Source organism: Streptomyces actinomycinicus, from assembly GCF_016741775.1.
In the GTDB taxonomy this organism is placed as follows: Bacteria; Actinomycetota; Actinomycetes; order Streptomycetales; family Streptomycetaceae; genus Streptomyces; species Streptomyces actinomycinicus.
In genome coordinates this window covers 158,105-181,298 of record NZ_JAERRK010000018.1, presented here as the reverse complement: position 1 = coordinate 181,298, position 23,194 = coordinate 158,105, and the positions used below count along the sequence as shown (strand labels likewise).

The window sequence follows — 23,194 nt, the reverse complement described above, 5'->3', positions numbered from 1 at the left end:
GACCCGAAGGACCCGAAGGACCCGAAGGACCCGAAGGACCCGAAGGACCCGAAGGACCCCAAGGACCCCAAGGACCCGAAGGACCCGAAGGACCCGAAGGACCCGAAGGACCCCAAGGACCCGAAGCAGACTAACGAGAACGAGACCAAGCAGAAGAACGAGGGCGGCGAGGACCAGGAGAACAAGAACAAGACCGACCAGGAGAACAAGGGCGGCGAGGACCAGGAGAACAAGAACAAGACCGACCAGGAAAACAAGGACGGCGACGACCAGAAGAACAAGAACGAGACCGACCAGAAGAACAAGGGCGGCGACGACCAGAAGAACAAGAACGAGACCGACCAGGAAAACAAGGACGGCGACAAGCAGTCCAACGAGAACAAGACCGACCAGGAGAACAAGGGCGGCGAGGACCAGGAGAACAAGAACAAGACCGACCAGGAGAACAAGGGCGGCAGCGAGCAGTCGAACAAGAACGACACCACCCAGACCAACGAGGGCGACGGCGAGCAGTCGAACAAGAACGAGACCGACCAGGAGAACAAGGGCGGCGACAAGCAGTCCAACGAGAACGACACCAAGCAGACCAACGAGGGCGGCGGCGAGCAGTCCAACGAGAACGACACCAAGCAGACCAACGAGGGCGGTGACGACCAGTCCAACGAGAACTCGACGGAGCAGTCCAACGAGGCGACCGACGACAGCGCCGACCAGTCGAACGAGAACTCGACGGAGCAGTCCAACGAGGCGACCGACGACAGCGCCGACCAGTCGAACGACAACTCGACGGAGCAGTCCAACGAGGCGACCGACGACAGCGCCGACCAGTCGAACGAGAACTCCACGGAGCAGTCCAACGAGGCGGTCGACGACAGTGCCGACCAGTCGAACGACAACTCCACAGAGCAGTCGAACGACGTCTCGGACGACGGTGGCGACACCGGCGGCGGAGACACCGGCGGGGGTGACGCCGGCGGCGAGTAACCAGACCTGACCGCCGCGACAGCGGCCGGCGGGATCACGGTCCGGCCGGGTGGCAAGGCTTCAAGCCCCGCCACCCGGCCGGACCTCGTCTCCGCCGCCCCGGCCGGGAAATCCGTCTCACCAGGGAGAACTCCATGTACAGCAAGTTCTGGCGACGCTCCGTCGCCCTCGCCGCGGCCGTCGTGGCCATCACCGCCGGTTCCGCCGGTGCCACCGGCCCGAAGCCCGCACCGCAGGCCGAGCCCCAGCCGGCCCACCCGGCACCGGCCCCCAGCCCGGCACCGGCACCGGTGGCACCGACCCCGCACGAGGGCGGCCCCGACTGAACCGAGACGACGTGAAGGAGACGTCCTCCGCCCCGCCGCACCCCCGCGGCGGGGCGCAACCGTGTCAGCGCCCGGGTCCGGAGAGCGACTGCTCCGCCCACACCGTCTTGCCGACCCGGTCGTGCCGGGTGCCCCAGCGCTCGGCGAGCTGGGCGACCAGAAGCAGGCCCCGGCCACCCTCGTCGAAGATCCGGGCGCGCCGCATGTGCGGTGTGGTGCCGCTGGAGTCGTAGACCTCGCTGATCAGGGTGCTGTTCTGGTGGATCAGCCGGAGCTGGATGGGCGGGCGGCCGTACCGGATCGCGTTGGTGACCAGCTCGCTCACCATCAGTTCGGTGGTGAACGCGGCCTCGTCCAGGCCCCAGGCGGCCAGCTGCTCGGTGGCGTACCGGCGGGCCAGGGAGACGACGGTGAACTCGTTGGACAGTTCCCAGGAGGCGACCCGGTCCTCGTGCAGCGCCCGGGTCCGGGCCACCAGCAGGGCGATGTCGTCGTCGGGACGGTGGGTGAGCAGCTCGGTGAGGACCCGGTCGCACACCGACTCCAGCGACTTGGCGGGACGGACGAGCGCGGCGAACATCTTGTCCAGCGCCTCGTCGATGTCGTGGTCACGGGCCTCGAACAGCCCGTCGGTGTACAGAGCGAGCAGGCTGCCCTCGGGCAGTTCGGTCTCCACGGCCTCGAAGGGGAGCCCGCCGAGCCCGAGCGGCGGTCCCGCGGGCACGTCCAGGAAGCGGACGGCGCCGTCGGGGGTGACCACGGCGGGCGGCGGATGCCCGGCCCGGGCCACGGTGAAGTGGCGCGAGATCGGGTCGTAGACCGCGTACAGGCAGGTGGTGCCGATGCCGCCGGCGGTCTCGGCGGCCGGGTCGGCGCTGCCCTCGTCGGCGGCCAGCCGCAGCACCAGGTCGTCGAGGTGGGTGAGCAGCTCGTCGGCCGGCAGATCGACGTCGGCCAGGGTGCGCACCGCCGTACGCAGCCGGCCCATGGTGGCGGAGGCCCGGATGCCGTGGCCCACCACGTCCCCGACCACGAGCGCCACGCGCGCCCCGGACAGCGGGATCACGTCGAACCAGTCGCCGCCCACGCCGGCCCGGGTGGCGGCCGGCAGATAGCGGGTGGCGATCTCCAGGGCCGCCTGGTCGGGCAGCGTGTGCGGGAGCAGGCTGCGTTGCAGGGCCACGGTGGTGGTGCGGGACCGGGAGTACGAGCGGGCCTGCTCGATACCGGTGGCGGCCTTGGCGCTGAACTCCTCCGCGAGCCGGAGGTCCTCGGGGCCGAACGCGCCCCTCTCGGGCTGCCGGCCGAACAGGGCCACGCCGAGCGTGCTGCCCTGGGCGAGCAGCGGCACCGCCAGCAGGGAGCGTGCCCCGGACGCCCGCAGCCACGCGGCGCCCGGATCCAGTGACGCCCACCCGGCGACGGCCGGGTCCGCCGTGTCGTACAGCAGAGGGCGGGCCGCGGCCAGGCACTGGGCGGGCGGCGAATCCTCCGGGCAGACGATGGCCTCGCCCACCCCCGCGCCCGTGCCGGCCCCCTCGCCCATGCCCGTGCCGGTGCTCGGGGCGGGCCCCTCGCCGGCCGGGAACGCGCGCAGGGCGGCCCGGCGCAGCACGACGGGGTCGCGCTGGGGTTCGGAGATCTCGGCGCGGGAGCGGGGCCTGTCGAGCAGATCGGCCACCATGACGTCGGCCAGCCGGGGGACCGTGACCTCGCCGAGTTCCTGGGCGGCGCGGGCCAGGTCCGCCGCCGTACCCACCACCTGGGAGCCGGACTCGGTCGAGGGGCGCTGCCGGCCGGCGGAGTCCGGGGCCGGCTGCTCCACGGAGAGGCAGACGGCCCGTACCCGGCCGCCGGCGTCCTTCAGCGGGGTGAGGACCGTGATCCGGCCGAGGTCGGCTCCGAGCCGGCCGCGCGCCTCCTGCGGCCGGCCGGACTCCAGTGCCAGCCGCATCGACCGGTCGGTCTCCTCGCTCGCCGACCCCGGCACGATGTGGGTCAGGCGCAGGCCGCGCATCGCCGCCTCGGGCAGGGCGAGGGCGTGCTCCAGCCGGCGGTTGGCGCGCACCAGGCGCAGGTCCGCGTCGAAGATCGCCAGCGGAAAGGGGGACTGGAGGAACGTCCATTCCTCCAGTGGTTCACCCCGGGGCGGCTGCGTCCGAGCGGTCACCGCGGCCACCACGAGCCAGTCGGGGACCCCGCTCCGCGAAGTGCGGCGGTGGGCGAGCACGCCCAGTTCCAGGTGCCGGCCGTCCTGGTGCCGCAGGGGGAGGGTGCCGTTCCAGCGGCTACGGCCGGCCAGCGCCCGCCGGGCACCCGTGCCGTCGGAGGCGAGCAGCGCGGTGGCGGGCCGGCCCACGACCGTGGAGGAGTCGTAGCCGAGCAGCCGCTGCGCGCCCTCGCTCCAGCCGGTCAGGATGCCCCGGTCATCGATGGTGGCCGTGGCCGTGTACGTCGACTGTCGCTCCATCGCCGCTCATCTCGCCCTTGCTAGGCAGGCTCTCCTGACCAGCATGATCCCGGCCGGCGCGGAGCACCAACGCAGGGACGGGCGGGAGAGACGGGGCGGCGGAAAACGGCGTCCGTGTGCAACCGGAGGTGCGCTCCGGGGCGTGAAGAAGACACAAGGTTTTTATCCAGGCATTACGGACAACATCGGGGGGTGCGATCAGGGAGGCCCCATGACCGTCGTCACGACCCCGCTGACCCGGCGCGAGCTGGAGACACTGCGGCACATCGCGGCGGGCCGCACATATCTGCAGACGGCCCGCGCGATGGGAGTGTCACCGCACACCGTCGACGCCTATCTGCGCCGGATCCGCGCCAAGCTCGGCCATACGAGCACGGCCGAGCTGACGCGGCTGGCAGTCTCCCTGGGGCTGTGACGCCCCGGAGGGCCGGCGCCCGTACCAAGGGCTGCGCGCTAACCGTTGGCCAGTGCCTGCACCCGGTCGAGCGCACCGTTGAACTTGTCGTGGTCGCCGACGGTCGGACCGGAGGAGGTGTACTGCCACATCGTGTAGTACGACCAGCCGGCCGGCAGCGTCCCCGGGTCGGAGGCGTACCGGGCGATCCACAAGGGGCTGTTCACGGCGAAGCCGCCGTAGTTGCCGGTGCACTGGGTCCACCAGGTCGTGGCCGTGTAGATCACGACGTACCGTCCGGTCCGCGCCCGGTAGGTGCTGATGAAGTCGGCGATCCAGCTGACCATCTGGCTCGCGGTCTTGCCGTAGCACGCGGCGCCGTACGGGTTCCACTCGATGTCGAGCGCACCGGGCAGGGTCTTGCCGTCCCGGGACCAGCCGCCGCCGTGGTCGACGAAGTAGTTCGCCTGGGTGGCGCCGCTCGTGGTGTCCGGGGTCGCGAAGTGGTAGGCGCCGCGGATCATGCCCACGTTGTAGGAGCCGTTGTACTGCTGGGCGAAGTACGGGTTCGTGTAGTACGTGCCTTCCGTGGCCTTGGTGTACGCCCACCGCACCCCGCTGCCCCACAGGGTCGGCCAGGCGACGTTGCCCTGGTGGCCGGAGACGTCCACGCCCTCGGTCTGGGTGGCGTCCCCGGTGGTGGGGGTGCCGCTGCGGCCGTCGTGGGTGAGGACGCCCATGCCCATGTACGCGGAGCCGCGGCCGGGGGTGGCCGCCGCGTGGGCGGAGGTCAGCGGAAGCATGAGGGGCAGCGCCGTGAGCAGGGCCGTGAGGAGGACGGCGAGGGGGCGCGGGCGGAAGAGCCGGACGGAGCCGGGTCTGAGCACGGTCATGACGTGCCTCCGGGGAGTGACGTGGGGGGAGGTGCCGTGGGGGGACGGGCTGGGAACCTGCCGGGGATGTGCCGTGGGGCGGTGCTGTGGGACGTCCCGTGGGGGGACGTGCGGTGCGGTGTGCCGTGGGGGTCGCGAACGCGGGGGCCGGGGCGCCGGGCAGCCTGCTGGCGTGCGCATGCCACTAATGGCCTGATAAAGAAGCTACGCACGTAGATGACGGCGTGGGAAGAGGGTCCGGACGACGCCGTTGGTCTACGCCTGCGAAATACTTACGGAGCTGCGGTGATGGCGACGTGTGGCAGAAACTTTCAGGACTGCGAAACCGATCAGGGGTGCTGACGTGCACGAGGACGGAAACGGCGGCGCACATCGCGCTGCCGGCGAGGTGACACCGACTGGTGCAGACCAGGAATTCCTGGCCTTGGAACGCGAGTTGACCGTGCTGCTCCGGCGTGCCCGCGCCAACCAGGGCGAGATGGCCCGGGAGGTCCACCCCGACCTGGAGTCCTCCGCGTACGGCCTGCTCATCCGGCTGGACGAACTCGGCGGCCAGCGGGCCACCGAACTCGCCGCCTACATCGGCGTCGGCAAGGCCACCATGTCCCGCCAGCTGCGCGCCCTGGAGGAACTCGGCCTGATCGCCCGTGAACCCGACCCCGCCGACGGCCGCGCCTGGCTCGTCACCCTCACCGACGAGGGCCGCCACCGCGTCGGCACGGTCCGTGAGGCCCGCCGCGCCCGCTACGTCCGCCAGCTCGCCCACTGGGACCGCCGCGAAGTGTCCGAACTGGCCAGGCTGCTCCACGAGTTGAACGGCGTCATGGAGCGCTAGCCCGTCACAGCTCCACGAACACCGCCGTCGCGTCGTCGTGCGTCTTGCCGCGGCCCAGGAACGTCCGCTCGGTCCGGTCCGCCGCCTCCAGCTCCCGTACCCGGTCCACCAGCGAGCGGGCACCCTCCTTCGCGACCAGGTCGAACAGGGCCGTCCAGTCGCCCTCGCGGAACTTCTCCGTCCAGCGCGTCGCGCCGTCCGTCAGCGCGACCAGCGCCCGGACCTCGTGCCGGGGCAGGGTGCCGGTCACCGCGCGGGCGGCCACGGAGGGGTCGGCGGCGGCCGTGAAGAAGCCGCCCTCCTTGTTGCGCAGGTGAGTGTCGATCAGGGCGTCCGTGGCGAGCGCGGCGCGGGGCAGCCGGTCCAGCCGGTCGTCCTGCAGCAGTGTGACCGTACCGCCGGGCCCCTGCACCAGCAGTACGGAGTCGGACAGCACCAGGTACTCGACCGAGGCGGCGGACCAGCGGGTCAGGACCACGGTTGCCTGGGGTGTTCGCGGGTGAGAAAGGTCACAGGTGCCCGCATGGGCGTCGGCGGTGCGGCGGATGGCCCGCTCGAGCACCTCCGGCAGCGTCAGATCTCGGCCGGAAACGGTCAGTTCGGTCAGGGCGCCACCCAGTCGCGCGGTGAACCAGGGCACGGAATGCGCGCAGCCCGTCCCGCCGCCCGGCGGAGTCACCCCGTCCAGGACGATCACGCAACCGCCCTGTCCGGAGGCGGGTAGTCCGACAGCGGCGAAGTCCTCGTTGGGGCGGGTCGTGTCACCGGGTTCCGAAACGAGTTCAGTGCGCATGCGGCCAGTCTGCACGAGCCCTTCATACCCTGCGCCAAAGGCGGGCAAGCGGCCGGTGAATTCTCACGACCCCCCAGGTCAGCAGCCTGTTTTGGGTAGGAATGATCCACTCCGGGAAGGCGTGGTGGCGAATACTGTCAAAGCCTGCCGCGCGCGTCCAACCGGCCCGCCGGGCAGGCGCCCCGCACCCGCCGGCGGAACTTGCCCGTCAACTCCCCTCCGATGTTCACTCCTTCGGGTGGCGGGTCAGGTGATGCGCGACCACTGCCCACCGGCGCTGGGAGGGTCGGGAACCGTACGAACCGGGTGTTCGCACCACTTGGCACCGAGATGACGGGGTGCCACCCGGGCCCTTGGGTACACGAGTTCAGGAATGCGAGCACCGGTGCAGAAGAAGCGGCCTCGGCGCACAGGCAAGCAGACGGCCCCCGCGGGGACCGCCCCGCAGACCCCCGAGGGCAAGGGCCGTCCCACTCATGTGCGAACCCGGCTGATCGTCGCCGTCGCCGTGGTGGCCGCGGCCATCGCCGGCGCGGGCGCACCGGCGCTGCTCGGCGCCTCCCAGGACGTCAGCGACTCCCAGGACCTGGTGACGCTCGCCACCCGCACCCAGGACGCGCTGTCCCTCGCGCACTCGCTCGCCGACGAACGCGACGAGGTCACCTCGTACATCGCGGCCGGCCGCCCCAAGGCCAAGGCGCCGTCCGAGGACCGCAGCGTCCGCGTGGACCGGCAGGTCGAGGAGCTGCGCGCCGACACCGACACCCCGGCGAGCCTGCGCGACGACCTCGACGGCATCGACACCGTCCGCCGGGCCGCCCTCACCGGCAAGTCCACGGCCCTCGAGGCCCACCAGTCCTACTCGGCGACGATCACCGCCCTGCACCGGCTCGCCGAACAACTGGCCGAGCAGATGCCGCCGCGGGCCGGCTCCGGTGCCCACGCACTGGCCGAACTGGACTCCGCCGTCCAGCAGTCCGCCGCCGCGCGTGGCCTGCTGCTGGCCGCCCTGAACGTCCCGGCCGACACCCGCACGGTGATCGACCCCGGCACCGGCCTGCCCACCACGACCACCGGCTCCGAGGCGGACCGCAAGCAGCGCGACGCGCTCACCGTCGTCGCCCAGCAGGCCCGGCTGCGCGCGGACGCCGCACTCGGCGACTTCCGCGAGACCGCGCCCAAGGCGGCCGTGGACTCGTTCGACTCCACGGTCACCGGTCCGGAGGTCAACTCGGCGGAGAAGTACCTCGCTACGCTCACCGACCAGCCGACCCTCGCCGACAGCGAGCTGACCACCAGCACCAAGAAGCTGGACGCGGCCCTGTCCGCCCGGGTCGACCTGATGCGCGGCGCCGAGTCCGCGCTGTACGACCACCGCACCAAGGACCTCGAGAAGCTCCGGGACGACGACGTCACCGCCCTGGAGGTCCGGATCGCCGTCCTCGGCGCGCTGATGCTGGTCGCGGTCGGCATCGCCACCGCCATGGCCCGCTCCCTGACCCGCCCGCTGTCGGTGCTGCGCCGCGGCTCGGCCCGCCTCGCCGGCTCCGAGGACCCGGCGACCCAGGAGCCGATCACCTTCACCGGCCGCAACGACGAGTTCGCCCAGGTGGTCCGCTCGGTCAACGCCCTCCACGCGCACGCGGTCGCCCTGCACGAGCGGGTGACCACGCTGGAAGCCGACCGCAAGCACCTGGTGGGCCAGCGGCAGAAGATGGCCGACGCGCGCGAGGAACTCCGTGCCGAACTCGCGGAGTCCGCCGCCCAGCTGGAGCGCGTGCGCACCGGTATCGGTTCCACCTTCGTCAACCTGGCGCTGCGCACCCTGGGCCTCGTCGAGCGCCAGCTCGCGGTCATCGAGGGCCTGGAGGACCGCGAACAGGACCCCGACCGGCTCGCCACGCTCTTCAAGCTGGACCACTTCGCCACCGTCATGCGCCGGCACAGCGAGAACCTCCTGGTCCTCGCCGGCACCGAACACGTGCAGCAGCACCCCGGTCCGGTGCCGCTGGTCGACGTGGTCCGGGCGGCGGTCAGCGAGATCGAGCGCTACGAGCGCGTCCGTATCGCGGCCCTCCCCCCGCACGCGCACGTGGCGGGCTTCGTCGCGGACGACCTCTCCCACCTCCTGGCGGAACTGATGGAGAACGCCACCTCGTTCTCCCCGCCGGACCTGCCCGTGGAGGTCTCCGGCTGGCTCCTGGAGTCCGGCGAGGTCATGCTGTCCGTCCAGGACGAGGGCATCGGCGTGGCCGAGGAACGCCTCGCCCGCCTCAACGCCCGCCTCACCGACTTCGACCCCGAGTCCGGGTACGACCACGAGGGCGACGACGGCCTCGGCCTGGGCCTCTACGTGGTCGCCCGGCTGGCCCACCGGCACGGCGTCCGAGTCCAGCTCCGCGACCAGAAGCAGGGCGGCATCGCGGCGGTGGTGGTCCTCCCGTCGCCCGTCCTCGCCGAGGCTCCGCAGAGCGCGCTCCCGCCCCGGACCACGGCCACCGGCGCCACCGGCACGTTCACCCTGCCCGGCGTCGACGCGGAGGCCAACTCCAACGTCCTGCGCGCCCGCGCCAAGCACACGGACCCGCTGGTCACCCTGGCGGAGGAGACGGTCCGCAACACCTCCGAGGTCTCACCGGCCGCCGGGACGGACCAGGCAACGGAGAACACGGCGGAGAACCCGGCGGAACCCATCCCCGCCGCCCCCTCCGACGCCGCCGCCACCCCCGGCGACGCAGCCCCCTTCGACGCCGCCGCCACCCCCGCCGACGCAGCCGAGCAGGCCGACCCGGCCGATCCGGCGGGCGCGGCCGGTCCGGCCGTACGGGACGTCTTCGGCAACCGCCCGGACCACGAGCAGGCCCCCCGTCCCACCGAGGACATGGAGACCCGTCCGAAGGCCCCGGCGGAGACCTACGCCGAGACGACCATGGAACTCCTCCTCCCGGACACCCAGACCCCCCCGTCGGCCACGGATGCCCGCCACCAGGGCCCGTCGGACACGGACGCGGGCCACCGGGATCAGGAGGCCGAGGACGTCCCGAGCCACGACCCGGCGGCCCCCGGGGCTCCCTTCCCGGCGGGCGCCGACGGCGAGGACGCCCCACAGGGGCGACCCGCACCCGACGGTGAGACCCGCGCGGGTGGTGCGGGCGGGACCGCGTACGACGCCGACGGCGAGCCCGAGGCCGAGGAACGGCTCACCAGCAAGGGCCTCCCGAAGCGCACACCCAAACTCACCACCCCCACCGCCCCGCCCCGCCGCCGCAACACATCCGTGGACGCCGAGGCCCTCCGCCGCCGGCTCGGCGGCTTCCGCCAGGGCGCCCAGGCCGGCTACCAGGACGTAGCCGCCGAGATCGCCGAACAGACGGCCGACAACCAGCGGCCGACCAGTCACGTACACGCCGAAGAAATCACGGGGGGCACAGCCGAGGAGGCAAGCAGTTGACCGCGCCAACTACCTACGGACTGAGCAGTGAAGCCCGCAACCTGCACTGGCTGCTGACCAACCTGGTCGAGGAAGTACCCGGCATTCAGTCCGTCGCCGTGGTCTCCTCGGACGGTCTGCTGCTGCTCTCGTCCGACCCCGGCCTCCGCCACGCTCGGACGAGCTCGCGCGGGGGGACCCCCTTGGAGCAGTCCCGTGGGGCCCGCCCGGCAAAAGGGCCCCGCGGCTCCTCCGCCGACCTCGCCACCATCGTCTCCGGCATCGGCAGCCTCACCGTCGGCGCCGCGAAACTGATGGAGTTCGGCGGGGTCAAGCACACGATGGTCGCCATGGAGGAAGGCACCCTGTTCGTGATGTCGATCAGCGACGGCTCGCTGCTCGGCGTGCACGGCTCCGCGGAGTGCGACATGAGCGTGGTGGCGTACCACATGGCGCTCTTCGTCGGCCGCGCCGGCCACGTCCTGACCCCCGAACTCCGCAGCGAACTGCGCAAGTCCCTGGAGGCCGAGTCGGCGGGCGGCGCCCGATGAGCGGCGCTGCGGAACTGCCCGTGAGCGGCGCTCCGAAACTGCCCGTGCGCGGCGGCGACCGCAAGCCCGCCCGGGTCCGCCCCTACTCGCTCACCGGCGGCCGTACCCGCTTCGGTCACGTCCTGCTCGTCGAGACGTTCGTGGCGGCGCTGGAGGCCCCGGAGGAGCGCAAGGAGCTGACGAAGGGCTCCCTCACCACCCGGGTCATGCCGGAGATGCGGGCCATCGTCGAACTGTGCCGCCGCATGCGCACGGTGGCCGAGATCGCCGCGCTGCTGAAGATGCCGCTCGGCGTGGTCCGCGTGCTCCTGAGCGACCTCGCGGACCAGGGAAAGATCCGTGTGTACGGCACCGGAACCGGTCACGGCACCGGCCGCCCGGACCGCGCTCTGCTGGAAAGGGTGCTGAGTGGACTCCGCCGTCTCTGACTCCACCGCCTCCTTCGGAGGCACCCCCCTCGTCGCCGGATTCGCCGAACCGGACGAGGACCTGAGGTCCTGGCAGACGGACCGGACGCGCGCCCCCATCGCGACGAAGATCGTGGTGGCCGGCGGCTTCGGCGTCGGCAAGACCACCCTGGTCACCTCCGTCTCGGAGATCACGCCCCTGCAGACCGAGGCGCTGATGACGGAGGCGAGCGAGGAGACCGACGACCTGTCGGCCACCCCGGGCAAGCTCACCACCACCGTGGCCATGGACTTCGGCCGCATCACGCTCGACGACGACCTGGTGCTCTACCTGTTCGGCACGCCCGGCCAGCAGCGCTTCTGGTTCATGTGGGACGACCTGGTGCGCGGTGCGATCGGTGCCGTCGTCATGGCCGACACCCGCCGCCTGAAGGACTGCTTCCCGGCGCTGGACTACTTCGAGAGCTGCGGGCTGCCGTACGTCGTCGCCGTCAACCACTTCGACGGCAGCGAGCTGTTCGAGCCGGAGGACGTACGGGAGGCGCTCACGGTCCCCGCGCACGTCCCTGTCATGATCATGGACGCGCGACGCCGGATCTCGGTGATCGAGAGCCTCCTGGCCCTGGTGGGCCACGCGCTGGACGAAACCCCCGAGTAGTCCCTGTAAGGAGCCACCACCCGCATGCGGAAGATACTCGTCGTAGGGGCCGGCCAGTCCGGTCTCCAGCTCGCCCTCGGCCTCCAGTCGCACGGCTACGAGGTCACCCTGATGTCGAACCGGACCGCGGACGAGATCCGCTCCGGCCGGGTCATGTCGACGCAGTGCATGTTCGACACGGCACTGCAGCACGAGCGCGACCTCCAGCTGAACTTCTGGGAGTCCCAGGCCCCGAAGATCGAGGGGCTCGGCGTCTCGGTCGCGGCACCCGGCTCGCACGACCCGGGCCCCACCCAGCGGGCGATCGACTGGGTGGGCAGGCTCGACGGGTACGCGCAGTCGGTCGACCAGCGGGTGAAGATGGCCGGCTGGATGGAGACCTTCGCGCAGCGCGGCGGCCAGCTGGTGATCCACGGCGCGGCGGTCGGCGACCTCGACTACTTCTCGCGCGCCTACGACCTGGTCCTGGTCGCGGCCGGCAAGGGCGAGCTGGTGTCGATGTTCCGCCGCGACCCGGAGCGCTCCCCGTACGCCGAGCCGCAGCGGGCACTGGCGGTGGCGTACGTCCACGGCCTCGGCCCGCGCCCGGAGCACCCGGAGTTCGACGCGGTCCGCTGCAACCTGGTCCCCGGTGTCGGCGAGCTGTTCGTCATGCCGACGCTGACCACCTCCGGCCGTGCCGACATCCTGTTCTGGGAGGGCATACCCGGCGGCCCGCTCGACGTCTTCAACGGCGTGAAGGACCCGGCGGAGCACCTCTCCCTGACCCTGGAACTCATGGAGAAGTTCACGCCCTGGGAGTACGCGCGGGCCACGGGGGTCGAACTCACCGACGCGGGCGCGACGTTGTCCGGCCGCTACGCCCCGACCGTCCGCAACCCCATCGGCCGGCTGCCCGGCGGCGGCCTGGTGCTCGGCGTGGCCGACGTGGTCGTAGCCAACGACCCGATCACCGGCCAGGGCTCCAACTCGGCCTCCAAGTGCGCCGCCGCCTATCTCGGTTCGATCCTGGAGCGGGGTGAGGAGCCGTTCGACGAGGAGTGGATGCAGGCCACCTTCGACCGGTACTGGGCCACCGCGCAGCACGTCACCAAGTGGACGAACGCGATGCTGGCGCCGCCGCCGGAGCACGTACTGAACCTCATCGGCGCGGCCGGCCAGCTCCAGCCCGTGGCGAACCGTTTCGCCAATGCCTTCGACGACCCGTCCGACTTCGAGGACTTCTTCTACGACCCCGAGAAGACGTCCGCGTACCTGGCGTCGGTCACCGGGGCGTGATGACCCTCTGACCTGTGGTCCAACCGTCGTCGCCTGTCGTTGTCTGTCGTCGTCGGTCCCTCTCGGACGGCCCTCGGACGGCCCTCGACGGCCGCCGGACGGCCCCAGAGATCTCCCTGGGGCCGTCCGAGGACTGTGTCCCCCAGCCTCCTGAATCGCCTTCACCGTTATCCCCGGTTTTCCCGAGAGCCGTTGGGGGGCGGCTGACCGTGGTGATCAACAGCCATGCGTCCGCCGTCTTGGGACGGAGCCTGTATCCGGAGCAGCTAGGGTCTGTCTCTCCGATCAACGGCAGACGGGTCGACCCGGTCCTGTGGTGATATCGAGAGGACGTCGGGCGGGTCGGCCGGACACAATGCGGGCATGGTTGATCACGTTGGACCTGCTTCACGCCCGGATTTCCTCAGCAAGCCGTCGCTGAGGGGGGAACAGGTGCTGCTCCGGCCAGTCACGGCGGATGACGTGCTTGCGCTGATGCCAATGTTCCTGGACGCGGAAGCATCACGGCTGACCGGCAGCCATGACGACGGCGCGCCCGATGAGGGGCGAATACGTACCTGGTACGAAAGCCGTCAAGAGCAGGATGACCGGTTGGACCTTGCCGTGGTCGAGCTGGTGACGGGGAACGTCATCGGCGAGGCGGTCCTCAACGAATGGGACTCGGGCAACGAGAGTTGCAGCTTCCGCATCTGCCTGGTGCCCGGCACTTATGGATCTGGTCTGGGCACGGAGGCGACCCGTCTGATCGTCGGATACGGCTTCGAGGCGCTGGGGCTGCACCGTATCTCGCTGGAGGTCTATGCGTTCAATCCGAGAGCCCGCCGCGCTTACGAGAAGGTGGGGTTCGTCGCCGAAGGCGTGCTGCGTGACGCACTGCTCTGGGAAGGCGAGCGGGTGGACGCGACGGTGATGTCGATCCTGGCGCCGGAGTGGTTCCGGCACCGTGGGCGTCCGGAAACAGCCGGTCACGCGTCAGCCTGACCGGGCCGCTGGCGTCAGGTCGCTCGTTGTTCCGCTCGTGTTCGTCGGTGCTGTCACGCAGTTGGACACTCAGTCGGTGCGGCTCTTCCTGCCTCGTGTCTCCGAAGCGGACAGCAAGGCGTCCAGAGCAGTTCGGGCGCCGCCGATTCGGCGGCGCCATTCTTCGCCTCGCAGGGCTGCGGTGTCCCATTCGACCACCGGTTCGGCGCCGGTCGTGCAGTAGCCGTAGACCTGTTGGGCTACTTGGGCGGTGAGGAGTTCGTCGTAGTGGAACGACCCCTCGAAAGCTGTCCAGGCCACTGCCCGCGTGCCTGCACAGACACGCCGAAGTACTGCTCGCGTGTACTCACGCAGATCGAGTGAGACGTCATCGAAGTCGAGGTCGTACGACACCAGACCGAGCCGCTCGATAGCTTCGGGCTGCCCCATCAGAGGGAACGGCAGGAAGGCGTCAGGGACCATCCCGGCGAGGTGAAAAGCCTCTTTCGGCAATGGGGTGTTGCCAGAGCCGATGACGAACACGTTCACCGAAATCGGACCTCGCCAGCACAGGAGGTCACTTATCCCACCCGTCATCGTCCTGCCCTCTCCCCGCTGACCGCCTCCGAGGTGTGTACTGTCGTCGTACCACGGCAGTCACCAGCGGTGTTGCCCGGCCTCGACGCCATTATGACCAGCATGATCACTGCCGGCCCTGGGGCGGACCCGGACACGATCGAGTCCATGAATCCCCAACCGCGACTCTACGCCTTCCCGTACAGCACCTCATGCCGAGCAGCCAGGAGCGAACCCGGACGGCGATCGCGAGTATGCCAAGGCCCCACGTCCCCGGGGCGTGACGTCGGAGGTCCCTGCGCCTCCGGTAGGAAGGGTTCCACACGGGCGCGGCCGAGAAGTACCGCAAGGACTAGAGCCGCTTGCCCGTGTCGGGACGCACGGCGCCGAGCACCGGATAGGACGCGAGAGGTGACACCGTCACCTTCTCGCCCGGTCTCGGCGCCTGCACGACGTTCCCGCCCCCCACGTACATCGCCACGTGCGTCGCCTCGGGGAAGTACACCACCAGGTCGCCCGGCCGTAGCTGGTTCAGCGGCACCTTCGGCAGCCGGTCCCACTGCTCCTGGCTGGTCCGTGGGATCGGTGTGCCCGCGTGCGACCACGCCTGCGACGTCAGGCCCGAGCAGTCGTACGCGTCCGGACCCTCCTCGCCCCACGCGTACGGCTTGCCGAGCTGGTCCATGGCGTAGCGGACGGCGCGGTCGCCCGCCGGTGAGGCGGGGCGGTCGGCGGGCAGCGCGCCGGCGGTGGTCAGGCGCTGCTGCGCCGTGGTGACCCCCTGCTGTTCCAGCCGGGCCACGGCCGCGAGCTGGTCCGGGGTGAGTGTGGCCAGCAGGCGTTCCACGTCGGCCAGCCGGCCCCGGACGTCGTCGCGCTGGGCCTTCTGCCGGCCGGCCAGGCTCTGCTGGGTGTCGAGGGCCTTGCGGGCCTTGCGGGCCAGGGCGTCCTTGCGCTTCTCCGTGGCGGCCAGGCGGGCCACGGTCCGGGCATGCTCGCGCGCCAGCTCGCCGATGACGTGCCCCTCGTCCAGCGCGTGCTGCGGGTCGGGGGCGAGGAGCAGGCGGACGTAGGGGCCGAGGCCGCCGCTGTTCTGGTACTGCTGCCGGGCCAGCCGGCCGGCGTCGGTGCGGCCGGCCTGGAGGGTGAGCCGGGCGCGGGCCAGCTCGCCGTCGAGCCGGTCCACCTCGGTCTGCTGCCGCTTCAGCTCCTCCGTGGTGGCGTTGTAGGTCTCGGTGGCCTGTTCGGTCTGCCGGTACAGCTGCTGAAGATCCGTCAGCAGCTCGGCCACGGACCGCCGCGGTTCCGGTGCGGCCGCTGCGGTTACGGGCGCGAGGACGGCCTGGGCCGCCACCGCGGCCGTACAGGCCAGGCGCAGAAGCCTTCCTGACACGTCATCACCTCCGGTGCGGAGGAGGCGGACTCTCCGCCTCCGGTCGCAACCTGATAATCAGACGTGTCGGTGCCGGTCGTGGAGCAGTTGTGCGCGGTTCGGCGCAGCGCTTTCACCCGTTCGCGTCATCCGGCTTGCCGGACGGCGCGACGTCGGGCTTCGACCAGGGCCACTTGAGCCGGCCGCCGGAGCGGTCGTCGGGGTCGTACTGGTACTTCCACCCCTGGATCAGCCCCAGCCGCCTGCTGTGCCCGCGCGGCACCCTGCGGTACACGAGCATCGTGGGCGGGCCGCCGTCCGGACCGGGGACGGGGATGCGGTACGTCTTCGGGGGGTGCCCGGTGGGGCCGCACAGTACGGGCAGTACGCGCCCGTCCATGGGGCCGCCCTCGAAGGGGGTGTCCTGACTCTTCACGGGTTCAGTCTCGGCCATCCCCGGCGAGCGTGCCGACGAGCGCGGCGGTCTGCGCATCACGCCCCGCGGTGACCGTGAGGACGGCCACGAACTGCTCCACCAGCCACTCGCGCAGCTCCTCGACCGGCGGCTGCTTGCCCTCGTCCAGCCAGATGAGCGAGGCGGCCTCGACGGCCGTGATCCACGTCCGGACGGTCATGCGCAACCGGGGGCCGGGCTCGGCGATGCCGAGATGCCGGTAGATGTGCTCGGCCGCGGACCGGCGCACCCCGTCCACGATCGCGGTGGTCCGGGAGGTCTCCACGACGCTGCCGCCCTGGAGCAGCGCACTGAATCCGGTGTCGTGCCCGTCCACGAAGGCCAGGTAGCGCTCCAGGACGCGGGACAGGCGGGGCAGCAGCGGACCGCTGTGGGGCTCGTCGAAGCACTGCTGCAGCACTTCGGCGGCCGACCGCAGCGCGGCCTCGTACAGCTGCTGCTTACCGCCCGGGAAGTACCGGTACACCAGCGGCCGTGACACCCCGGCCGCCTCGGCCACGTCGTCCAGGGACACCTCCTCGGGGGCGCGGTGCGCGAAGAGGGACAGGGCCGCGGTGAGGAGCTGGCTGCGCCGCTCCTCGACGCTGAGCCGACGGTAGGCGGGGGTGGCCGGGGTCATGGCCGTCAGCCTAATCGCCGACCCCCCGCACCCTGCCTCAGGCCAGCAGTCCCGACGACCTCCACAGCCGGCGGCCGACCCCCCGCAGCACACCGATGTCGTCCAGGAAGTCGGTCAGCCGCTTCGCGCCCGACTGCATGACCTCCCGCCGGTGCCCGCTCGCCTTCACCTGCGCCATGGCCTCCCGCCTGTCGAGGCCGACATTGGTGTACACCTCGGGGTTCACGAAGGCGACCGAGAAGATCCGGGCGAACTCCCCGGAGGTGACCCGGGTGAACTCCTGGGACCACTTCGGGGCGGTCACCATCTGGCGCCGCAGCTCCTCGCGGGCGTACCGGACGTGCCGTGCCTCCTCCACCACGTGGATCCGCGTGACGCCCCGGATCAGCGGCTGGACCCGCTCGTCGGGGAAGGTCAGCCGCTGCATCCAGTCCAGGACCTCCTCGCCGAGCAGCGTGGCGGTGAAGGAGCCGGGGGTGGTCGAGATCGTCTTGAAGAGGCGGCCCAGGTTCAGGTGGGCGCGGCTGACCGGGTACCAGGGCGTCCCGCCGTGCGAGATCAGCCGGGCGAACATCTTGGAGTGCCGGCACTCGTCCTCTATCTCGGTGAGCGCGTACCGCACGTGGGCGCTCGTCGCCGCCTTGTCGTAGATGTGCCGGACGAGCAGCTGCATGAGGATGATCTCGAACCAGATGCCGAGCGAGGCCAGCGCTGCGGCCTCGTGCTGCGAGAGCAGGATGCGCTGTTCCTCGCTCATCCGCTTCCACATCGGGGTGCCGTACAGCGAGACCAGCTCCGGCGGCCAGAACCACTTGCCCTCCTCGAAGGGCGCGTCCCAGTCCAGCTCCTCGTCCGGGTCGAAGGAGTGCTTGGCGGAAGAGACGAGCAGCCGTTCGGCCACCTGTTCCCGGTCCTTGAGCAGGCCGAGCGCGTCGCGCAGCCCGTCCAGCGCGTCCGCTTCCGTCAGGGTCGTCATGGCTCCCTCACCTCGTTACCCGGGGGTAGTCGTCCTCCCCTTATAAGACTGCTTGTCAGCAAGGTCGTCAATCCCTTGGGCGTGACTTGTTGACCCGGCATCCACGTGTGAGCCTGCGGGGTATGCCGACCCAGGACCTCTACGCCAACGACCCCGGAAACTCCCCCTGGCAGGTGCCCGCCGCCGGCGCGGCACGGTTCAGCTGGGAGTACGACGACGGACGCGACCGCCTGCTCGCCCTGTACCAGAAGGGCAAGGACAAGCAGTGGGACGGGAACACCCGCATCGACTGGGAGCTGGAGGTCGACCCGTACGACGCGCTCGGCACGCCCGAGGAGGCCATGTCCCTCTACGGCACCCGGCACTGGGCCAAGCTCTCCGCGAAGGACAAGGGGGAACTGCGCCGGCACTACGCCTCCTGGCAGTTCAGCCAGTTCCTGCACGGCGAGCAGGGCGCGATGGTCTGCGCCGCGCGGATCGTGGAGTCGGTGCCCGACCTGGACGCCAAGTTCTACTCGGCGACCCAGACCATGGACGAGGCCCGGCACGCCGAGATCTACAGCCGGTTCCTCCACGAGAAGATGGGTCTCGTCTACCCGATCAACGACAACCTCCAGTCCCTGCTCGGCGACACCCTGCGCGACAGCCGCTGGGACATGCCCTACCTCGGGATGCAGGTGCTGATCGAGGGCCTGGCGCTGGCCGCGTTCGGCATGATCCGGGACACCACGGACAAGCCGCTGCCCAAGCAGATCCTGACGTACGTCATGCAGGACGAGGCCCGGCACGTCGCCTTCGGCCGGATGGCGCTGCGCGACTACTACAAGCAGCTCACCGATGCCGAACTGCGCGAGCGCGAGGAGTTCGTCATCGAGGGCTGCTACCTGATGCGCGACCGGCTGCGCGGGGTCGAGGTGCTGGAGAACTTCGGTATCCCCAAGGCCGAGGCGGAGGCGCTGAGCGAGCGGTCCGAGTTCCTCCGGCTCTTCAGGAAACTGCTGTTCAGCCGCATCGTCCCGTGCGTCAAGGACATAGGCCTGTGGGGCAAGCGGCTCCAGCAGGCCTACGTCGACATGGGCGTCCTCGAGATGGGCGACTCCAGCCTGGACCTGCTGATGGCCCAGGACGAGGAGCTGGCCGAGCAGTTGGACGCCGAGCGCTTCGCCGCCGAGGAGCGGGAGCGGGTGGCCGAGGTGGAGGCCGCGATCGAGTCGGGGTCGGCGGAGGGCTGACGGGCCGCGGGTTCCGGCCCGCCCGGGGCGCGGTCCGCCCGCTCACCCGGGTGCAGTAGCGTGCTGGCGTGTCCATGCCTCCGCCGCAGTACCCGAACCAGCCGCAGAACCCGTACGGCCAGCAGCCCCCGGGACCGTACGGCCAGCAGGCCCCGGGTGCCCCGGGCCCGTACGGCCAGCAGGCCCCGGGTGCCCCGGGCCCGTACGGCCAGCAGCCCTACCCGGCCCAGCCGTACCCGCCGCAGACGCCGCACCCCCAGCAGCCGTACCCGGCCTGGGGCATGCCGCCCATGGCCCCGCCGCCCAAGAGGCGGCGGGTCGGGCTGGTGCTCGGGATCGTGGGCGGTGTGGTCACGCTCGTCGTCGTGGGCCTCGTACTGCTCGGAATGGTGGTCGGGAGCGGCTTCCCCGAGGCGAAGAACAAGCTCGCCCTGCCGCACACCCTGCTCGACGACAGGTACAAGCTCGCCGAGGACGCCTCCGCCACCGAGGGCAAGAAGATCGAGAAGGAGGCCGACGGCGCCTGGGACGCCAAGGACATGCACGCCGTCGTCGGCCGTTACGGCCTCGACGGCGGCTCGCAGAGCATGCTGCTCGTGTCCGGCATGTACGGCCGGTTCAAGAACGAGGCCTCCATCCGCCGCAACCTGCTCAAGGGCGCCGCCGAGGCCGACGGCGTGACGGTCGAGGAGCCCGCGAAGGACGTCACCCCGGCCGGCGCGGACACCACCGTCACCTGCCAGGTCCTCACCCAGAAGGCGTCCCTGGTGACCGTGACCTACCCCGTCTGCTCCTGGGCGGACGGCAACACGGCCGCCATCGTCGGCGAGGTCGACCGCTCCACGAAGGACCCCTCCGGCATCGACCTGGAGAAGGCCGCCCGGAGCACCCTCCAGGTCCGCCACGAGATGCTCCAGCCGATCGGCTGACCGGCACGGCCCGCTGCCGCAGCCGGCCCGCGGGCGGTTCACACGCCGAGAACCGCCCGCATCACGTCCTTCGCGATCGGTGCCGCGTTTCCGCCGCCGCTGATCTCACCCCGGTCGCCCGAGGCGTCCTCCACCACCACCGCGACCGCCACCTGGGGCTCCAGGGCGTCCTCGGTCTGCGCCCAGGAGACGAACCAGGCGTACGGAACCCCGGTGTTGCCGACGCCGTGCTGGGCCGTGCCGGTCTTGCCGCCGACCAGCGCGCCGCGGATGCCGGCCCGGGTGCCGGTGCCGTCCCGGACCACGCCGGCCATCAGCTCCTTCAGCCGGGCCGCCGTCGACGGCCGCATCACCTGCCGCCCCGGCCGTACCCCACTGCCGGCGACCGTCTCGCCGCCGTGCCGGGTGGTCCGCTCCACCAGGTACGGCGTGTGCAGCACACCCCCGTCCGCGACCGTCGCCGCGACCATCGCCATCTGCAGCGGGGTCGCCCGCGTGTTGTACTGGCCGATCGAGGACAGCGCCAGCTGCGCCTTGTCCACCCGGGTGTCGAAGGTGCTCGGCGACACGGCGAACGGGATGCGCAGACCGGTGTCGTTGAACCCGAACGCCTGCGCCGTGTCCGTCATGGCCTGCACCCCGACGTCCACGCCCAGCTTGGCGAAGACCGTGTTGCAGGACCACTCGAAGGCGTCCCGCACCGAGGCGTTGGCACAGCCGTCGCCCTCGTTGGTCAGCCGGGTCGTGGTGCCGGGCAGCCGGTAGGGGTCGGGGGAGTCGGTGCGCTCGTCCAGGTCCGTGACCACACCCGCGTCCAGTGCCGCCGCCGCGGTCACCACCTTGAACGTCGAGCCCGGCGGGTAGGTCTGCCGTACCGCCCGGTTGAGCATCGGTTTCTCCGGGTCGTGGTTGAGCCGGGCCCACGCCGACTCCACCGCCTCGCTGTTGCCGGACAGTTCTGCGGGGTCGTACGACGGGCTGGTCACCAGCGCGAGCACCCGGCCCGTGGCCGGCTCGATCGCGGCCACCGCGCCCTTGCGCCCGGCGAGCCCCCGGTAGGCGGCCTCCTGCGCCTGCCGGTTCAGGGTCGTGACGACGTCCCCGCCCCGGTTCCGGGTGCGTGTCACGTCGTTCCACAGCGGCAGCGGCGACAGCACCGGATCGGTGCCGGAGAGCAACGCGTCCTCGGAGTGCTCCAGGAACGTCGTGCCGTACGTCTGCGACGCGAAGCCGGTCACCGGCGCGTACAACGGGCCGTTGCGGTAGGTGCGTTCGTGACGCAGCTGCTCGCCGGTGTCCATGGACCCGGTGACCGGCTCGTCGCCCACCAGGATGTCGCCGCGCGGCTGCTCGTAACGGGCGATCGCCGCACGGCGGTTGGCGGGATTGGCGTCGTACTCGCGCGACCGGACGACCTGCACCCGGGTCGCGTTGACCAGCAGGGCCGCCAGCAGCAGCGCACAGAAGACACAGGCGTGCCGGATGTACCTGGCCATCGGCCGTCCGCTGTCGGGCAGGCCGCCGTACTCGGTCACGGCCTCCTGGTCGTCGCACTCGGTCACGGTGCCTCGGTTCCGTTCGCTCACCGGTGCCTGCCGGCCGTCGTCCTCGGTCACGGTGCCTCCCGGCGGTTCCGCCCGGTCACGGTGCTTCCCGGCCGTCGTGCTCGCTCACGGTGCCTCCACGCCGTCGTACTGGCTGCGTGCGGAGTCGCTGATCCGGATCAGCAGTGCCACGATCGCCCAGTTGGTGACCACCGAGGAGCCGCCCTGGGCGAGGAACGGCATGGCCATGCCGGTCAGCGGGATCAGCCCGGTGACCCCGCCCGCGATCACGAACACCTGGAGCGCCACGATCGAGGCGAGCCCGACCGCGAGGAGCCGCCCGAACGGCTCGCGCAGCGCGAGCCCCGCCCGGTAGCCGCGCTCCACCAGCAGCGCGTACAGCAGCACGATCGCCGCGAGGCCCGCGAGGCCCAGCTCCTCCCCGGCCGTCGCCAGGATGAAGTCCGACTTGGTGGCGAACCCGATCAGCACGGAGTGGCCGAGCCCGAGCCCGGTCCCGAGGACCCCGCCGGCGGCGAAGGCGAACAGCGACTGGGCCAGCTGGTTGGGGCCGAGCCCGGCCTCGATCGTGGCGAACGGATGCAGCCAGTCCTCGATCCGCCCGCCCACGTGCGGCTCCAGCCGCCCGACGGCGAAGGCGCCGAGCACGGCGAGGACCAGCCCGACCGCGATCCAGCCGGTGCGCCCCGTGGCCACGTACAGCAGCACCACGAACAGCCCGAAGAACAGCAGCGAGGTCCCCAGATCCCGCTCCAGCACGAGCACGCCCACGCTCAGCAGCCAGATCGTCAGGATCGGCCCGAGCACCCGCCCGGTCGGGAACTGCAGCCGCCACAGCCGCCGTCCGGTGTGGGAGAGCGCGCTGCGGTTGGCGGCCAGATAGGCGGCGAAGAAGACGGCCAGCAGCACCTTGGCGAACTCGCCCGGCTGGATCGAGAACCCGGCGATCCGGATCCAGATCCGGGCACCGTTGACCGCCGGGAACAGGATCGGCAGCAACAGCAGGACGAGGGCGGCCACCACGCACACGTACGAGTACCGCTGGAGCACCCGGTGGTCGCGCAGCACCAGCACCACCCCGATGAACAGGCCCACGCCCAGCGTGGACCACACCAGCTGGGTGGGGGCCGCCCGGTCGCCCGGCGTCTCCAGGTCCAGCCGGTAGATCAGCACCAGTCCGAGCCCGTTGAGCAGCACCCCGATGGGCAGCGGCAGCGGATCGGCGTACGGCGCCCGGATCCGGACCGCGATGTGGGCGAACAGCGCGAGCACACCGAGTCCGGCACCGTAGCCGACGGCGCCGGGCGGGACGGTGCCGGTCCGGGCCAGCCCCACCGCGCAGTAGCCGTACACCGACAGCAGGACGGCCAGTACGAGCAGGGCGAGTTCGACGCCCCGGCGCCGGGGCAGGCGCACGGCGCGTGCGGGAGCGGGGGCCGCCGCCACGGTGGTTCCGGCCTTCGTCATGTCC

22 protein-coding genes are annotated in these 23,194 nt (G+C 71.3%); 12 read left to right on the top strand and 10 right to left on the bottom strand.

Features of this window, described 5'->3' with window-relative positions:
* Nucleotides 1–984, top strand: a 984-nt coding sequence (locus tag JK359_RS39385; RefSeq protein WP_372445498.1) for a putative sodium/potassium/calcium exchanger, incomplete at its 5' end; no start/stop codon positions are given.
* Between the two features lie 134 nt (nt 985–1,118).
* Nucleotides 1,119–1,310, top strand: coding sequence for a hypothetical protein (locus JK359_RS28605; RefSeq protein WP_201841595.1), 192 nt, complete (start codon nt 1,119–1,121; stop codon nt 1,308–1,310).
* A gap of 64 nt (nt 1,311–1,374) precedes the next feature.
* Here JK359_RS28605 and JK359_RS28600 read toward each other — a convergent pair whose 3' ends face one another.
* Nucleotides 1,375–3,780 carry an ATP-binding SpoIIE family protein phosphatase gene (locus tag JK359_RS28600; protein ID WP_201841593.1) on the bottom strand — a complete coding sequence of 802 codons (2,406 nt, stop codon included), beginning with the start codon at nt 3,778–3,780 and terminating at the stop codon, nt 1,375–1,377.
* Nucleotides 3,781–3,991: 211 nt separating this feature from the next.
* Here JK359_RS28600 and JK359_RS28595 point away from each other — a divergent pair, with 211 nt between their 5' ends.
* Nucleotides 3,992–4,195, top strand: a complete 204-nt coding sequence (locus JK359_RS28595; RefSeq protein WP_201841590.1) for a response regulator transcription factor — start codon at nt 3,992–3,994, stop codon at nt 4,193–4,195.
* A gap of 38 nt (nt 4,196–4,233) precedes the next feature.
* Here JK359_RS28595 and JK359_RS28590 read toward each other — a convergent pair whose 3' ends face one another.
* Complete coding sequence (locus JK359_RS28590; protein WP_201841587.1) at nt 4,234–5,067, bottom strand: lysozyme; 834 nt, start codon at nt 5,065–5,067, stop codon at nt 4,234–4,236.
* A 343-nt stretch (nt 5,068–5,410) separates the two neighbouring features.
* On the opposite strand from JK359_RS28590, the gene JK359_RS28585 reads away from it, so the two are divergent.
* Nucleotides 5,411–5,902 carry a MarR family winged helix-turn-helix transcriptional regulator gene (locus JK359_RS28585; RefSeq protein WP_201841584.1) on the top strand — a complete coding sequence of 164 codons (492 nt, stop codon included), beginning with the start codon at nt 5,411–5,413 and terminating at the stop codon, nt 5,900–5,902.
* 4 nt (nt 5,903–5,906) lie between these two features.
* Here the strand turns inward: JK359_RS28585 and JK359_RS28580 are convergent, their stop codons facing one another.
* Nucleotides 5,907–6,695, bottom strand: coding sequence for a protein phosphatase 2C domain-containing protein (locus tag JK359_RS28580; protein ID WP_201841582.1), 789 nt, complete (start codon nt 6,693–6,695; stop codon nt 5,907–5,909).
* A 385-nt stretch (nt 6,696–7,080) separates the two neighbouring features.
* Here JK359_RS28580 and JK359_RS28575 point away from each other — a divergent pair, with 385 nt between their 5' ends.
* The 6 genes from JK359_RS28575 to JK359_RS28550 all read left to right on the top strand — a co-directional run bounded on the left by JK359_RS28575 (nt 7,081) and on the right by JK359_RS28550 (nt 14,000).
* The gene (locus tag JK359_RS28575) at nt 7,081–10,146 is read left to right on the top strand and encodes a sensor histidine kinase (protein WP_201841579.1); all 3,066 of its coding nucleotides are present in this window, start codon (nt 7,081–7,083) and stop codon (nt 10,144–10,146) included.
* Nucleotides 10,143–10,676, top strand: a complete 534-nt coding sequence (locus JK359_RS28570; RefSeq protein WP_201841576.1) for a roadblock/LC7 domain-containing protein — start codon at nt 10,143–10,145, stop codon at nt 10,674–10,676. Before JK359_RS28575 ends, JK359_RS28570 begins: the two co-directional genes overlap by 4 nt.
* The gene (locus tag JK359_RS28565) at nt 10,673–11,104 is read left to right on the top strand and encodes a DUF742 domain-containing protein (RefSeq protein WP_201841573.1); all 432 of its coding nucleotides are present in this window, start codon (nt 10,673–10,675) and stop codon (nt 11,102–11,104) included. Before JK359_RS28570 ends, JK359_RS28565 begins: the two co-directional genes overlap by 4 nt.
* Nucleotides 11,085–11,741 (top strand): GTP-binding protein, encoded by a 657-nt coding sequence (locus tag JK359_RS28560; RefSeq protein ID WP_201841570.1) that lies wholly within the window; start codon nt 11,085–11,087, stop codon nt 11,739–11,741. The genes JK359_RS28565 and JK359_RS28560 overlap by 20 nt, the downstream gene beginning before the upstream one ends.
* Nucleotides 11,742–11,765: 24 nt before the next feature.
* Nucleotides 11,766–13,019, top strand: coding sequence for a styrene monooxygenase/indole monooxygenase family protein (locus tag JK359_RS28555; RefSeq protein ID WP_201841567.1), 1,254 nt, complete (start codon nt 11,766–11,768; stop codon nt 13,017–13,019).
* A gap of 363 nt (nt 13,020–13,382) precedes the next feature.
* Complete coding sequence (locus JK359_RS28550) at nt 13,383–14,000, top strand: GNAT family N-acetyltransferase (protein ID WP_201841564.1); 618 nt, start codon at nt 13,383–13,385, stop codon at nt 13,998–14,000.
* Between the two features lie 69 nt (nt 14,001–14,069).
* Here the strand turns inward: JK359_RS28550 and JK359_RS28545 are convergent, their stop codons facing one another.
* The 5 genes from JK359_RS28545 to JK359_RS28525 all read right to left on the bottom strand — a co-directional run bounded on the left by JK359_RS28545 (nt 14,070) and on the right by JK359_RS28525 (nt 17,997).
* On the bottom strand, nt 14,070–14,528 hold the full coding sequence (locus JK359_RS28545; RefSeq protein ID WP_201841561.1) for a hypothetical protein: 459 nt from the start codon (nt 14,526–14,528) through the stop codon (nt 14,070–14,072).
* Nucleotides 14,529–14,907: 379 nt separating this feature from the next.
* Nucleotides 14,908–15,948 carry a C40 family peptidase gene (locus tag JK359_RS28540; protein WP_201841557.1) on the bottom strand — a complete coding sequence of 347 codons (1,041 nt, stop codon included), beginning with the start codon at nt 15,946–15,948 and terminating at the stop codon, nt 14,908–14,910.
* A 112-nt stretch (nt 15,949–16,060) separates the two neighbouring features.
* A complete protein-coding gene (locus JK359_RS28535; RefSeq protein WP_201841554.1) occupies nt 16,061–16,363 on the bottom strand; it encodes a DUF8847 domain-containing protein in 303 nt (100 codons plus the stop codon).
* 4 nt (nt 16,364–16,367) lie between these two features.
* Nucleotides 16,368–17,021 carry a TetR/AcrR family transcriptional regulator gene (locus JK359_RS28530; protein WP_201841551.1) on the bottom strand — a complete coding sequence of 218 codons (654 nt, stop codon included), beginning with the start codon at nt 17,019–17,021 and terminating at the stop codon, nt 16,368–16,370.
* 37 nt (nt 17,022–17,058) lie between these two features.
* A complete protein-coding gene (locus JK359_RS28525; protein WP_201841548.1) occupies nt 17,059–17,997 on the bottom strand; it encodes an AurF N-oxygenase family protein in 939 nt (312 codons plus the stop codon).
* A gap of 122 nt (nt 17,998–18,119) precedes the next feature.
* Here JK359_RS28525 and JK359_RS28520 point away from each other — a divergent pair, with 122 nt between their 5' ends.
* Both JK359_RS28520 and JK359_RS28515 read left to right on the top strand, forming a co-directional pair.
* Entirely contained in the window at nt 18,120–19,229 is a 1,110-nt protein-coding gene (locus JK359_RS28520; protein WP_201841546.1) for a ferritin-like domain-containing protein, read from the top strand.
* A 74-nt stretch (nt 19,230–19,303) separates the two neighbouring features.
* A complete protein-coding gene (locus JK359_RS28515) occupies nt 19,304–20,158 on the top strand; it encodes a hypothetical protein (RefSeq protein WP_201841630.1) in 855 nt (284 codons plus the stop codon).
* 38 nt (nt 20,159–20,196) lie between these two features.
* Here JK359_RS28515 and JK359_RS28510 read toward each other — a convergent pair whose 3' ends face one another.
* Both JK359_RS28510 and JK359_RS28505 read right to left on the bottom strand, forming a co-directional pair.
* Nucleotides 20,197–21,654 (bottom strand): peptidoglycan D,D-transpeptidase FtsI family protein, encoded by a 1,458-nt coding sequence (locus JK359_RS28510; protein ID WP_201841627.1) that lies wholly within the window; start codon nt 21,652–21,654, stop codon nt 20,197–20,199.
* Between the two features lie 174 nt (nt 21,655–21,828).
* Entirely contained in the window at nt 21,829–23,190 is a 1,362-nt protein-coding gene (locus JK359_RS28505) for an FtsW/RodA/SpoVE family cell cycle protein (RefSeq protein WP_201841544.1), read from the bottom strand.
* Nucleotides 23,191–23,194 lie beyond the last annotated feature (4 nt).

Bases quoted from the DNA above. Each gene is read 5' to 3' on its own strand.
- JK359_RS28555 (WP_201841567.1), top strand. From the start codon at position 11,766: ATGCGGAAGATACTCGTCGTAGGGGCCGGCCAGTCCGGTCTCCAGCTC.
- JK359_RS28505 (WP_201841544.1), bottom strand. From the start codon at position 23,190: ATGACGAAGGCCGGAACCACCGTGGCGGCGGCCCCCGCTCCCGCACGC.
- JK359_RS28520 (WP_201841546.1), top strand. From the start codon at position 18,120: ATGCCGACCCAGGACCTCTACGCCAACGACCCCGGAAACTCCCCCTGG.
- JK359_RS28550 (WP_201841564.1), top strand. From the start codon at position 13,383: ATGGTTGATCACGTTGGACCTGCTTCACGCCCGGATTTCCTCAGCAAG.
- JK359_RS28600 (WP_201841593.1), bottom strand. From the start codon at position 3,780: ATGGAGCGACAGTCGACGTACACGGCCACGGCCACCATCGATGACCGG.
- JK359_RS28605 (WP_201841595.1), top strand. From the start codon at position 1,119: ATGTACAGCAAGTTCTGGCGACGCTCCGTCGCCCTCGCCGCGGCCGTC.
- JK359_RS28530 (WP_201841551.1), bottom strand. From the start codon at position 17,021: ATGACCCCGGCCACCCCCGCCTACCGTCGGCTCAGCGTCGAGGAGCGG.
- JK359_RS28590 (WP_201841587.1), bottom strand. From the start codon at position 5,067: ATGACCGTGCTCAGACCCGGCTCCGTCCGGCTCTTCCGCCCGCGCCCC.
- JK359_RS28525 (WP_201841548.1), bottom strand. From the start codon at position 17,997: ATGACGACCCTGACGGAAGCGGACGCGCTGGACGGGCTGCGCGACGCG.
- JK359_RS28595 (WP_201841590.1), top strand. From the start codon at position 3,992: ATGACCGTCGTCACGACCCCGCTGACCCGGCGCGAGCTGGAGACACTG.
- JK359_RS28510 (WP_201841627.1), bottom strand. From the start codon at position 21,654: ATGGCCAGGTACATCCGGCACGCCTGTGTCTTCTGTGCGCTGCTGCTG.
- JK359_RS28515 (WP_201841630.1), top strand. From the start codon at position 19,304: ATGCCTCCGCCGCAGTACCCGAACCAGCCGCAGAACCCGTACGGCCAG.
- JK359_RS28580 (WP_201841582.1), bottom strand. From the start codon at position 6,695: ATGCGCACTGAACTCGTTTCGGAACCCGGTGACACGACCCGCCCCAAC.
- JK359_RS28565 (WP_201841573.1), top strand. From the start codon at position 10,673: ATGAGCGGCGCTGCGGAACTGCCCGTGAGCGGCGCTCCGAAACTGCCC.